Annotated in this window: 10 protein-coding genes and 1 pseudogene; 1 reads left to right on the forward strand and 10 read right to left on the reverse strand. The window is 69.9% G+C overall.

Annotation, left to right across the window (positions count from 1 at the left end):
* Positions 1–29: 29 nt before the first annotated feature.
* The 6 genes from carB to pyrR form a co-directional block, all read right to left on the reverse strand.
* A complete protein-coding gene (gene carB, locus ADL12_RS43840; RefSeq protein WP_062714011.1) occupies positions 30–3,338 on the reverse strand; it encodes a carbamoyl-phosphate synthase large subunit in 3,309 nt (1,102 codons plus the stop codon).
* Positions 3,331–4,473 (reverse strand): glutamine-hydrolyzing carbamoyl-phosphate synthase small subunit, encoded by a 1,143-nt coding sequence (carA, locus tag ADL12_RS43845; protein ID WP_062714013.1) that lies wholly within the window; start codon positions 4,471–4,473, stop codon positions 3,331–3,333. Before carA ends, carB begins: the two co-directional genes overlap by 8 nt.
* Positions 4,470–5,057 carry a PH-like domain-containing protein gene (locus ADL12_RS43850; RefSeq protein WP_208614745.1) on the reverse strand — a complete coding sequence of 196 codons (588 nt, stop codon included), beginning with the start codon at positions 5,055–5,057 and terminating at the stop codon, positions 4,470–4,472. The genes carA and ADL12_RS43850 overlap by 4 nt, the downstream gene beginning before the upstream one ends.
* The gene (locus tag ADL12_RS43855; protein WP_062714015.1) at positions 5,054–6,340 is read right to left on the reverse strand and encodes a dihydroorotase; all 1,287 of its coding nucleotides are present in this window, start codon (positions 6,338–6,340) and stop codon (positions 5,054–5,056) included. The genes ADL12_RS43850 and ADL12_RS43855 overlap by 4 nt, the downstream gene beginning before the upstream one ends.
* A 5-nt stretch (positions 6,341–6,345) precedes the next feature.
* Complete coding sequence (locus ADL12_RS43860) at positions 6,346–7,323, reverse strand: aspartate carbamoyltransferase catalytic subunit (protein WP_062714016.1); 978 nt, start codon at positions 7,321–7,323, stop codon at positions 6,346–6,348.
* A gap of 103 nt (positions 7,324–7,426) precedes the next feature.
* Entirely contained in the window at positions 7,427–7,999 is a 573-nt protein-coding gene (pyrR, locus tag ADL12_RS43865) for a bifunctional pyr operon transcriptional regulator/uracil phosphoribosyltransferase PyrR (RefSeq protein WP_062714018.1), read from the reverse strand.
* Positions 8,000–8,253: 254 nt separating this feature from the next.
* Here pyrR and bldD point away from each other — a divergent pair, with 254 nt between their 5' ends.
* On the forward strand, positions 8,254–8,757 hold the full coding sequence (gene bldD / locus ADL12_RS43870) for a transcriptional regulator BldD (protein ID WP_004002691.1): 504 nt from the start codon (positions 8,254–8,256) through the stop codon (positions 8,755–8,757).
* 169 nt (positions 8,758–8,926) lie between these two features.
* On the opposite strand, the gene nusB is transcribed toward bldD, so the two are convergent.
* From nusB to ADL12_RS43890, 4 genes and pseudogenes are all read right to left on the reverse strand, one after another.
* Complete coding sequence (gene nusB, locus ADL12_RS43875) at positions 8,927–9,361, reverse strand: transcription antitermination factor NusB (RefSeq protein ID WP_062714020.1); 435 nt, start codon at positions 9,359–9,361, stop codon at positions 8,927–8,929.
* Positions 9,362–9,363: 2 nt separating this feature from the next.
* Positions 9,364–9,930, reverse strand: coding sequence for an elongation factor P (efp, locus tag ADL12_RS43880; protein ID WP_055522452.1), 567 nt, complete (start codon positions 9,928–9,930; stop codon positions 9,364–9,366).
* A gap of 49 nt (positions 9,931–9,979) precedes the next feature.
* Positions 9,980–11,086, reverse strand: coding sequence for an aminopeptidase P family protein (locus ADL12_RS43885; RefSeq protein WP_062714022.1), 1,107 nt, complete (start codon positions 11,084–11,086; stop codon positions 9,980–9,982).
* 216 nt (positions 11,087–11,302) lie between these two features.
* Positions 11,303–12,019: pseudogene (locus ADL12_RS43890) on the reverse strand (AAA family ATPase); the annotation flags it as partial.
* Positions 12,020–12,127: the final 108 nt, after the last annotated feature.

Consider the following 12,127-nt stretch of genomic DNA (forward strand, 5'->3'; position numbering starts at 1 on the left):
CACCGTTTCCGGTGTCCCCCTCAGGGCTGCTAGTCGCGGGCCGCGGTCAGGTGTTCCGCGTGTTCCTGGAGCGAACGGACGCCCACATCACCGTGGTTGAGGGCGTCGATGCCCTGGACGGCGGCGGCGAGTGCCTGAACCGTCGTCAGGCAGGGCACCGACCGCGCCACGGCCGCCGTACGGATGTCGTAGCCGTCGAGGCGGCCGCCGGTGCCGTACGGGGTGTTGACGATGAGGTCGACCTGGCCGTCGTGGATGAGCTGGACGATGGTCTTCTCACCGTTCGGGCCGGTTCCCTCGGACTGCTTGCGCACGACCGTGGCGTTGATGCCGTTGCGCTTGAGGACCTCGGCCGTGCCGGACGTGGCGAGCAACTCGAAGCCGTGGGCGACGAGTTCACGCGCCGGGAAGATCATCGAGCGCTTGTCGCGGTTGGCGACCGAGATGAAGGCGCGGCCCTTGGTCGGCAGCGGACCGTAGGCACCCGCCTGCGACTTGGCGTACGCCGTGCCGAAGACGGAGTCGATGCCCATGACCTCGCCGGTGGAGCGCATCTCCGGGCCGAGGACCGTGTCGACGCCGCGCCCATGGATGTCGCGGAAGCGCGACCACGGCATGACGGCCTCCTTGACGGAGATCGGCGCGTCGAGCGGCAGCTCGCCACCGTCGCCCTTCGCCGGGAGGAGCCCCTCGGCGCGCAGTTCGGCGATGGTCGCGCCCAGCGAGATGCGGGCGGCGGCCTTCGCCAGCGGCACCGCGGTCGCCTTCGAGGTGAAGGGGACGGTGCGGGACGCGCGCGGGTTGGCCTCCAGGACGTACAGGATGTCGCCCGCCATCGCGAACTGGATGTTGATGAGGCCGCGCACGCCGACGCCCTTGGCGATGGCCTCGGTCGAGGCGCGCAGGCGCTTGATGTCGAAGCCGCCCAGCGTGATCGGCGGGAGTGCGCACGCCGAGTCGCCGGAGTGGATGCCGGCCTCCTCGATGTGCTCCATGACGCCGCCGAGGTAGAGCTCCTCGCCGTCGTAGAGCGCGTCGACGTCGATCTCGATGGCGTCGTCCAGGAACCGGTCGACGAGCACCGGCCGCGAGGGGCTGATCTCGGTCGACTCGGCGATGTACGACTCCAGCCGGGCCTCGTCGTACACGATCTCCATGCCGCGCCCGCCGAGCACGTACGACGGCCGCACCAGGACCGGGTAGCCGATCTCGTCGGCGATGGCCTTGGCCCCGGCGAAGGTCGTGGCGGTGCCGTGCTTGGGGGCCGGCAGGCCCGCCTCGGCAAGGACGCGACCGAAGGCGCCGCGGTCCTCGGCGGCGTGGATGGCCTCCGGGGAGGTGCCGACGATCGGCACGCCGTTGTCCTTCAGCGCCTGCGCCAGGCCCAGCGGGGTCTGGCCACCGAGCTGCACGACGACCCCCGCGACCGGGCCGGCCTGCTGCTCCGCGTGGACGATCTCCAGCACGTCCTCGAGCGTCAGCGGCTCGAAGTACAGGCGGTCGGAGGTGTCGTAGTCCGTGGAGACGGTCTCCGGGTTGCAGTTGACCATCACGGTCTCGTACCCGGCGTCGCTCAGCGCGAAGGAGGCGTGCACGCAGGAGTAGTCGAACTCGATGCCCTGGCCGATGCGGTTGGGGCCGGAGCCCAGGATGATGACGGCCGGCTTCTCACGAGAAGCCACCTCCGTCTCCTCGTCGTAGGACGAGTAGAAGTACGGCGTCCTGGCGGCGAACTCGGCGGCGCAGGTGTCGACCGTCTTGTAGACCGGGCGGATGCCCAGCGCGTGCCGCACCTCGCGCACGACGTCCTCGCGCAGCCCGCGGATCTCGCCGATCTGCTGGTCGGAGAAGCCGTGCCGTTTGGCCTCGGCGAGCAGGTCGGGGGTCAGCTCGGCCGCCTCGGCGAGCTCGTCGGCGATTTCCTTGATGAGGAAGAGCTGGTCGACGAACCAGGGGTCGATCTTCGTGTACTCGAAGACCTCCTCGGGCGTGGCGCCCGCGCGGATGGCCTGCATGACGGCGTTGATCCGGCCGTCGGTGGGCCGCACGGCCTCGCGCAGCAGCTCGGTCTTGTCGCCGGGCTCGCCGACGAACGTGAACTGGCTGCCCTTCTTCTCCAGCGAGCGCAGCGCCTTCTGGAAGGCCTCGGTGAAGTTGCGGCCGATGGCCATGGCCTCGCCGACCGACTTCATGGTCGTCGTGAGTGTGGAATCGGCGCTCGGGAACTTCTCGAAGGCGAAGCGCGGCGCCTTCACGACCACGTAGTCGAGCGTCGGCTCGAAGGAGGCCGGGGTCTCCTGCGTGATGTCGTTCGGGATCTCGTCGAGGGTGTAGCCGACGGCCAGCTTGGCGGCGATCTTGGCGATCGGGAAGCCGGTCGCCTTGGAGGCGAGCGCCGAGGAACGCGACACGCGCGGGTTCATCTCGATGACGATCACGCGACCGTCCTCGGGGTTCACCGCGAACTGGATGTTGCAGCCGCCGGTGTCGACGCCCACCTCGCGGATGACCGCGATGCCGATGTCGCGCAGGGTCTGGTACTCGCGGTCGGTGAGCGTCATCGCGGGCGCGACGGTGATCGAGTCGCCGGTGTGCACGCCCATGGGGTCGAAGTTCTCGATGGAGCAGACGACCACGACGTTGTCGTGCTTGTCGCGCATCAGCTCCAGCTCGTACTCCTTCCAGCCGAGGATGGACTCCTCCAGGAGCACCTCGGTGGTGGGAGACAGGGTCAGGCCCTGGCCGGCGATGCGACGCAGCTCCTCCTCGTCGTGCGCGAAGCCGGAGCCGGCGCCGCCCATGGTGAAGGAGGGGCGGACGACGACCGGGTAGCCGCCGAGCGTCTCGACGCCCTGGAGGACGTCGTCCATGGAGTGGCAGATGACCGAGCGGGCGGACTCGCCGTGGCCGATCTTGCCGCGGACGGCCTCGACGACCTCCTTGAAGAGGTCGCGGTCCTCGCCCTTGTTGATGGCCTCGACGTTGGCGCCGATCAGCTCGACGCCGTACTTCTCGAGGGTGCCCGCCTCGTGCAGCGAGATGGCCGTGTTGAGGGCCGTCTGGCCGCCCAGGGTCGGCAGGAGCGCGTCCGGGCGCTCCTTGGCGATGATCTTCTCGACGAACTCCGGGGTGATCGGCTCGACGTAGGTGGCGTCGGCGATCTCCGGGTCGGTCATGATCGTCGCCGGGTTGGAGTTGACGAGGATGACCCGCAGGCCCTCGGCGCGCAGGATGCGGCACGCCTGGGTGCCGGAGTAGTCGAACTCGGCGGCCTGGCCGATGACGATCGGGCCGGAGCCGATGACCAGGACGGACTGGATATCGGTGCGCTTAGGCACGCTGGCCCTCCATCAGGGATACGAAACGGTCGAACAGGTAGGCGGCGTCGTGCGGACCCGCTGCCGCTTCGGGGTGGTACTGGACGCTGAAGGCCGGCCGGTCGAGGAGCTGGAGCCCCTCCACCACGTTGTCGTTGAGGCAGACGTGGGAGACCTCGGCGCGGCCGTAGGGGGTGTCGGAGACCTTGTCGGTCGGGGCGTCCACGGCGAAGCCGTGGTTGTGCGCGGTGACCTCGACCTTGCCGGTCGTACGGTCCTGCACCGGCTGGTTGATGCCGCGGTGGCCGTACTTCAGCTTGTAGGTGCCGAAGCCCAGCGCCCGTCCCAGGATCTGATTGCCGAAGCAGATGCCGAAGAGCGGCGTGCCGCGCTCCAGCACGGCCTGCATGACGGAGACCGGGTGGTCGGCGGTGGCCGGGTCGCCCGGGCCGTTGGAGAAGAACACGCCATCCGGGTTCACGGCGTACACGTCCTCGGCGGTCGCCGTGGCGGGCAGCACGTGCACCTCGATGCCGCGCTCGGCCATGCGGTGCGGGGTCATGCCCTTGATGCCGAGGTCGACGGCGGCGACGGTGAACTTCTTCGCGCCGATCGCCGGGACGACGTAGGGCTCCTTGGTGGCGACCTCGGCGGAGAGGTCGGCGCCCTTCATCTCGGGGGCCTGGCGGACCTCGGCGAGCATGGTGCCCGCGTCGGGCAGCGCGTTGCCGGAGAAGATGCCGACGCGCATGGCGCCGCGCTCGCGCAGATGGCGGGTGAGCGCGCGCGTGTCGATGCCGGAGATCCCGACGACGCCCTGGTGGCGCAGTTCCTCGTCCAGCGAGCGCTTGGCGCGCCAGTTGGACGGCACGCGCGCGGGGTCGCGCACGACGTAACCGGCCACCCAAATCTGCTGGGACTCGGGGTCCTCGTCGTTGACGCCGGTGTTGCCGACGTGCGGGGCGGTCATCACGACGACCTGGCGGTGGTACGACGGGTCGGTGAGGGTCTCCTGGTAGCCGGTCATGCCGGTGGAGAACACGGCCTCGCCGAAGGTCACCCCCACGGCCCCGTAGGCGCGGCCGCGGAAGGTACGGCCGTCCTCGAGGACGAGTACGGCGGGAACCTTGGCAGCTCCCCTTGTGGAGGTCGTCATCGTTCGGCGCCTTCCGTGCTGTTGGTGTTGATCATGGAGTTAATGACGTCGACCCACTCGTTGTGCTCCGCCGCGTGGTCGGAGCGGAACCCCGAGTCGATCAGCCGTTCGCCGTGCGCCCAGGTCACCACGAGCAGTCCGCCCTCGGTCAGGACCTTGCCGGCAATGCCCTTGTCGAGCCGGGCCTCACGCAGCTGTGCGGCCGGGACGAAGAAGTCGGCCGCCCCGGGGCGTACGACGTCCAGTCCCGCGTCCGTCAGCGTGAGCTCGACCCGGCTGCGGGTGCCCAGGCCGTGCGCCACGATGCGGTCCAGCCACTGACCGGCGGTGGTCGAGCCGTGGTAGCGGCCGCTCATGCTCAGTCTCGCCGGGCCGGGGTCGTCCGGCGCGCTGGGGAGCTCGGGCAGGTCGCCCTGGAGCGTGCCGCGCCACTTCCAGCCCTCGCGCATCAGCCAGTAGACGAGCGCGACGAAGAGGGCGAGTCCGACGACCCAGCCGACGCGGGCGGCCCAGTCGGTCACTTCGGCCGACTTCTGGTCGGCCGCGAGCCCGGTTCCGGCTGCGAGCAGTGTTGCAGGTGTCACGTGAGGTTCCCGTCGACGAGCGTGGCCTTGCCCCGGAGCCACGTGTGCGTGACACGGCCCGGCAGCTCACGCCCCTCGTACGGAGTGTTGCGGCTGCGCGAGGCGAAGCCCGCGGGGTCCACGGACCCACGGTATTCCGTGTCGACGAGCGTGAGGTTGGCGGGCTCACCAGCCGAGACGGGACGGCCGTGCCCCTTCGCCTGCCCGATCTGCGCGGGCTTGAAGGACATGCGCTCGGCGACCCCGGCCCAGGTGAGGAGCCCGGTGTCCACCATGGTCTCCTGCACCACTGACAACGCGGTCTCCAGGCCGACCATCCCCATGGCGGCCGCGGCCCACTCGCAGTCCTTGTCCTCGTGCGGGTGCGGGGCGTGGTCGGTGGCCACGATGTCGATCGTGCCGTCGGCGAGCGCCTCGCGCAGGGCGAGCACGTCACGCTCGGTGCGCAGCGGCGGGTTCACCTTGTAGACCGGGTTGTACGTGCGGACCAGCTCGTCGGTGAGGAGGAGGTGGTGCGGGGTGACCTCGGCGGTGACGTCGATGCCCCGGGACTTGGCCCAGCGCACGATCTCGACGGACCCGGCGGTCGACAGGTGGCAGATGTGGACGCGGGAGCCGACGTGCTCGGCGAGCAGGACATCCCGGGCGATGATCGATTCTTCGGCCACCGCCGGCCAGCCCCCGAGCCCCAGCTCGGCGGAGACGACGCCCTCGTTCATCTCGGCGCCCTCGGTCAGCCGCGGCTCCTGCGCGTGCTGGGCCACGACACCGCCGAAGGCCTTCACGTACTCCAGCGCCCGTCGCATGATCACGGCGTCGTGGACGCACTTGCCGTCGTCGGAGAAGACCGTGACGCCGGCCGCCGACTCGTGCATGGCGCCCAGCTCGGCGAGCTTCTTGCCCTCCAGGCCGACGGTCACGGCGCCGATCGGCTGCACATCGCAGTAACCGTGCTCCTGGCCGAGCCGGTAGACCTGCTCGACCACACCGGCGGTGTCGGCGACGGGGAAGGTGTTGGCCATGGCGAAGACGGCCGTGTAGCCGCCGGAGGCCGCCGCGCGCGTGCCGGTCAGCACGGTCTCGGAGTCCTCGCGGCCCGGCTCGCGCAGATGGGTGTGCAGGTCGACGAGGCCCGGGAGGAGCACCTTGCCGGCGGCCTCGACGACCTCGGCGCCCTCTTCGGAGAGCCCGGTGCCGACCGTTTCGATCACAGCACCGTTGATCAGAACGTCCTGCGGCTCGCCGCCGAGCACCTTCGCACCACGGATCAGGATCTTGCTCATGTCTCTTACTTCTCCTCGGTACGGGTGTGGCTGACGGCGGGCTCGTTTCCACCGAGCAGCAGGTACAGAACGGCCATCCGGATGGACACTCCGTTTGCGACCTGCTCGACGACGGTGCAGCGCTCGGAGTCGGCGACCTCGGCGGTGATCTCCATGCCGCGGACCATCGGGCCGGGGTGCATCACGATGGCGTGCTCGGGCATCCGCGCCATGCGGTCGCCGTCGAGCCCGTAGCGCCGCGAGTACTCGCGCTCAGTCGGGAAGAACGCGGCGTTCATGCGCTCGCGCTGCACGCGCAGCATCATCACCGCGTCGGTCTTCGCCAGCGTGCTGTCAAGGTCGTACGACACCTCGCAGGGCCAGGTCTCGACGCCGACCGGCACCAGGGTCGGCGGGGCGACGAGGGTGACCTCGGCGCCGAGGGTGTGCAGCAGGTCGACGTTGGAGCGGGCGACCCGGCTGTGCAGGACGTCGCCGACGATCGTGATGCGCTTGCCCGCGAGGTCCTGGCCGAGCCCGGCGTCCCGGCCGACCAGGCGGCGGCGCATGGTGAAGGCGTCCAACAGGGCCTGGGTGGGGTGCTGGTGGGTGCCGTCGCCGGCGTTGATCACGGCGGCGTCGATCCAGCCGGAGTTGGCCAGGCGGTACGGGGCTCCGGAGGCTCCGTGCCGGATGACGACGGCGTCCACGCCCATCGCCTCCAGGGTCTGGGCGGTGTCCTTCAGGGACTCGCCCTTGGACACGCTGGAGCCCTTGGCGGTGAAGTTGATGACGTCCGCCGAGAGGCGCTTCTCGGCGGCCTCGAAGGAGATACGCGTGCGCGTGGAGTCCTCGAAGAAGAGGTTGACGACGGTGCGGCCGCGCAGGGTCGGCAGTTTCTTGATCGGCCGGTCGGCGACCCGGGCCATCTCCTCGGCGGTGTCGAGGATCAGGACGGCGTCGTCGCGGGTGAGGTCGGCGGCCGAGATGAGATGACGCTGCATCTGTCAGGCTCCGTAAGGCAGTTAATTCAGGAGAATTCGGGGCAGACGGGTGCGCGCGTAGGCGCGCTGAGCGGGCGTACGACAGCGGCGTACGCCGTGGGCGCTACTGGGAGGTCTGCTTGTCGCCGAGCAGCACGGTGTCGCGACCGTCCTCCTCGGCGAGCTGGACCTTGACCGTCTCCCGCAGCGACGTGGGGAGGTTCTTGCCGACGTAGTCGGCGCGGATGGGCAGTTCGCGGTGGCCGCGGTCGACGAGGACCGCGAGCTGGACCGCGCGCGGCCGGCCGATGTCGTTCAGGGCGTCGAGGGCGGCGCGGATGGTGCGGCCGGAGAACAGGACGTCGTCGACGAGGACGACGAGGCGGCCGTCGATGCCGTCACCGGGGATCTCGGTGCGGGCCAGCGCACGCGGCGGGTGCATGCGCAGGTCGTCGCGGTACATGGTGATGTCGAGCGAGCCGACCGGGATCTTGCGCTCGGTGATCTGCTCGAGCTTGGCGGCGAGCCGCTGGGCGAGGAAGACGCCGCGGGTCGGAATGCCGAGGAGCACCACATCGTCGGCGCCCTTGGCGCGCTCGACGATCTCGTGTGCGATGCGGGTCAACACCCGCGCGATGTCAGGGCCTTCGAGGACGGGCCGCGCATCGGACGCTTGCGTGTCCTGCTGCTTGTCCATACGAAAAGGACCTCCTTCTCCGCCTCACGGGACGGACCTTAAAGGACGTCTGGTTTGCGCCATCCACCGTAGCAGGCCGGGGAGGCACCCCCGTTCACCCACTTGGCCCAATCGGCCACCGATAGCACGGAAGCGTCGGTGTGGACCATTCGGCTTGACGCGCCAGAGTAACGCTGCGTAACCTCACAGTGAGTTACCAACCGCGCGGCATGGAAGCCAAGCCAGTCGCGTCGACACAGTGTCCGGGGAGCTATATGTCCAGCGAATACGCCAAACAGCTCGGGGCCAAGCTCCGGGCCATCCGCACCCAGCAGGGCCTTTCCCTCCACGGTGTCGAGGAAAAGTCCCAGGGACGCTGGAAGGCCGTCGTGGTCGGCTCGTATGAGCGCGGCGACCGCGCCGTGACCGTGCAGCGCCTCGCGGAGCTGGCGGATTTCTACGGCGTTCCGGTGCAGGAGCTGCTGCCGGGCACGACCCCGGGCGGTGCCGCCGAGCCGCCGCCGAAGCTGGTCCTGGACCTGGAGCGTCTGGCCCACGTGCCGGCCGAGAAGGCAGGTCCCCTGCAGCGCTATGCGGCGACCATCCAGTCGCAGCGCGGTGACTACAACGGCAAGGTGCTCTCGATCCGCCAGGACGACCTGCGCACGCTCGCCGTCATTTACGACCAGTCCCCCTCGGTTCTCACCGAGCAGCTGATCAGCTGGGGTGTGCTGGACGCGGACGCGCGCCGCGCGGTCTCCCACGCCGAGGAGAGCTGAGCGCTCCACGGGTTCGGCCCATTCAGCAGAAACGTGCCGCCGGGGTGGCTGGAACTGTACGGTTCCGGCCACCCCGGCGGCGTTCTGAGGGCCTCGTGGGGCGTAGTCGTACAGGAACGCCGGAGGGCCCGCAGCGTCACCGCTGCGGGCCCTCCGGCGATTTCCCTGCTTACGCCTCGTCCCGGCGCAGTGAGGGCTTGAGGTCCTTGAGCCGGCCGAGGAGCCCGTTCACGAACGAGGGCGACTCGTCCGTGGAGAACTCCTTCGCCAGCTGCACCATCTCGTCGAGTACGACCGCGTCCGGGGTCTCGTCGACCCAGATCAGCTCGTACGCACCGAGGCGCAGGATGTTGCGGTCCACGACCGGCATCCGGTCGAGCGTCCAGCCGACCGAGTACTGCGCGATCAGCTCGTCGATGCGCGTCGCGTGCTGCGCATACCCCTCGACCAGCTGCATCGTGTACTCACTCACCGGCGGCTGCCGGGTGTCGGCCCGGGAGAGCCGGATCCAGTCCGCGAGGACTGTCAGGACGTCGGCCCCGCGCTGGTCGCCCTCGAAGAGGATCTGGAAGGCGCGCTTGCGGGCCGTGTTGCGGGCAGCCACGGTTAGCTGTTCACCCGGCCGAGGTAGTCGCTTGTGCGGGTGTCGACCTTGATCTTCTCACCGGTGGTGATGAAGAGCGGGACCTGGATCTGGTGGCCGGTCTCCAGCGTGGCGGGCTTGGTGCCGCCGGTGGAGCGGTCGCCCTGGACGCCCGGCTCGGTCTCCTGGATGACGAGCTCGACGGCGGCCGGCAGCTCGACGAAGAGCACCTCGCCCTCGTGCTGCGCGACGGTGGCGGTGAAGCCCTCGATCAGGAAGTTGGCGGCGTCGCCGACGGCCTTGCGGTCGACCATGAGCTGGTCGTAGGTCTCCATGTCCATGAAGACGAAGTACTCGCCGTCCATGTAGGAGAACTGCATGTCGCGCTTGTCGACGGTGGCCGTCTCGACCTTCACGCCGGCGTTGAAGGTCTTGTCGACGACCTTCCCGGAGAGCACGTTCTTGAGCTTGGTGCGCACGAAGGCCGGGCCCTTGCCGGGCTTGACGTGCTGGAACTCGACGACGGACCACAGCTGGCCGCCATCGAGCTTGAGCACCATGCCGTTCTTGAGGTCGTTCGTGGAAGCCACGGTTGCGGAATCTCCTGGACTGACGTGGACGACCCCGGCGCACGCACTCCTACAGCGCGAGCAGCTCCTTGGTCGTGATGGTGAGTAGCTCGGGTCCGCCGTCCGCCTCAGGGCGGACGACGAGCGTGTCATCGATCCGGACGCCGCCCCGGCCCGGGAGGTGGACCCCCGGTTCGACGGTGACCGGCACGCAAGCGTCCAGTTTACCCATGGCTGCGGGAGCCAACTGCGGGTCCTCGTCGATTTCGAGTCCCACGCCGTGCCCCATGAGGGCCGGAAGGCCCTGAGCGTACCCCGCCGAGTCCAGCACCTGACGTGCGGCGCGGTCGACATCGCGGTACGCGGCGCCGGGCGCCAGCGACTCCCGTCCGGCTCGCTGGGCGGCGAAGACGAGGTCGTACAACTCGATCTGCCAGTCGGCGGGAGACGTACCGATGACGAATGTACGGCCGATCTCGCACCGGTAGCCGCGGTACGTGGCCCCCAGGCAGACGGAGAGGAAGTCACCCTCCTCGACGCGGCGGTCGGTGGGCCGATGGGCTCGTCGGCCGGCGTTCGGGCCGGTGGCGACGGAGGTCGGGAAGGCGGGGCCGTCGGCGCCGTGATCGACCAGGCGCCGTTCGAGTTCCAGGGCGAGATGGCGTTCGGTGCGGCCGACGAGGATGGATTCGAGGAGCTCCCCGAGTGCCTGGTCGGCGATCTCGGCCCCGATCCTCAGGCACGAGATCTCCTCCTCGTCCTTGACCACCCGGAGCTGCTCCACGGCTCCGCCGAGGTCGGCGAGGCGTAGTCGCGGGACGACCGAGCGGATGGCCCTGTGGCGGGCCACGGTGAGGTGGTGTTCCTCCACGGCGAGGCAGACCCCGCCCTGCGCTGCCGCGAGGTCGGCCGCGGCGACGGCGGGGTCGCCTCCGGCGCCGGAGAGGCTGTGGATCCGCAGTGCCTCATCAGGGCGGCCCTCGGTGGGGCGGTCGTCGAGCGGTTCGGCGCACACGAGCAGGTCTTCGGTCTTGCCGAGGAGCAGCACGGAGCCATGCGGGGCGGCGCCCGCAAGGTAGCGGACGTTGGCGGGGCGGGAAATCAGCGCGGTGGCGCTGCCGCTGGCCTGGCAGCGGTCCCTCAGCCGGGATCGGCGGGTGGCGTACACCTCTGACATGCCCCGAGCGTAAGAGCTCCGCTCGGTTGGCGCCGGTTGAGGGCGTCTGAGTGGGCGGTCGCTGGATTGTGCGGGTGTGGGAGGTGCCGTTCGGGAGACGGGGTGCCACGCGAGGTTGTGTGCCGTCTGCAGGTGCGTGGGGGCCGATCGCGCCCACGCGGCGGAGCCGCATGTCGATACAGCCCCGCGCCCCTCAGGTCAGTCCAGTCGCGTCGGCTACCAGTTCGGGGGGCTGGCGATGGAGCGGGCCAGTACGTCGTCCAGGACCTGGGCCGTCTGTGGGACGTCGAGCTGGGAGTTGTCGATGATCGGCAGGCCCGAGCCGTACCAGCCCGCCATGCGGCCGTGGATGCGGGCGACCTCCTCGTCGGTGAGGCGGCGGTTGCCCATGCGCTCGGCGTTGCGCTCCAGGACGATCTCCAGGCCCGGCAACAGAACCACCGGCAGCAGCCCCGGGCCGACATGGCGCTTCCAGCCTCCCAGGCCCACCACCGGGCGGTCGGGGAAGACCGCGTCGTCGAGGATGCACGAGATGCCGTTGGCCAGGAAGTTGCGCGCGGCGAAGCCGCAAGTGCGGCGGGCGAGGCGGTACTGGGCCTCGGAATTGTCGTTCCAACCGGACTGGGGGTCGGCGAAGCCCGAGCGGACCCATTCGCGTACGTCATCGAGGCTGATGTGGGCCGTGGGGACCCGGCGGTGATCTGCCCAGTACTTGGCCACGCTCGTCTTGCCTGCTCCCGCCGGCCCGATGAGCAGCACCGCGAGAGTCGTGGCCGTCGGGTCGGGTGCCGCCGTGGCGGGCGGCGTGCTCGGCATGGCGACGGGGCCGCCGGGCGGCAGCGGTACGTGACCCGTGGTCTCGGGCGTCGGCGGGGCCTGGACGTGCTGTGGCGCGGGTGGGACCGGTCCGGGGGACGCGAAGCCCGGTGCCGGGTTATTGGAGCGTTTACCGTTCCCCGGCCGCTGCCGGCTGAGTCAGTGCTCCCAGCTCAGCGGCATCGCCCGCCCATTGATTTCGCGCCCCGCCAACGTCCGCTACCT

The sequence above is a fragment of the Streptomyces regalis genome (assembly GCF_001509475.1).
Classification (GTDB): domain Bacteria; phylum Actinomycetota; class Actinomycetes; order Streptomycetales; family Streptomycetaceae; genus Streptomyces; species Streptomyces regalis.

Excerpts from the sequence above, each read along its gene's own strand:
- carA (WP_062714013.1), bottom strand. The coding sequence starts at position 4,473 with ATGACGACCTCCACAAGGGGAGCTGCCAAGGTTCCCGCCGTACTCGTC.
- ADL12_RS43855 (WP_062714015.1), bottom strand. The coding sequence starts at position 6,340 with ATGAGCAAGATCCTGATCCGTGGTGCGAAGGTGCTCGGCGGCGAGCCG.
- ADL12_RS43860 (WP_062714016.1), bottom strand. The coding sequence starts at position 7,323 with ATGCAGCGTCATCTCATCTCGGCCGCCGACCTCACCCGCGACGACGCC.
- pyrR (WP_062714018.1), bottom strand. The coding sequence starts at position 7,999 with ATGGACAAGCAGCAGGACACGCAAGCGTCCGATGCGCGGCCCGTCCTC.
- bldD (WP_004002691.1), top strand. The coding sequence starts at position 8,254 with ATGTCCAGCGAATACGCCAAACAGCTCGGGGCCAAGCTCCGGGCCATC.
- ADL12_RS43885 (WP_062714022.1), bottom strand. The coding sequence starts at position 11,086 with ATGTCAGAGGTGTACGCCACCCGCCGATCCCGGCTGAGGGACCGCTGC.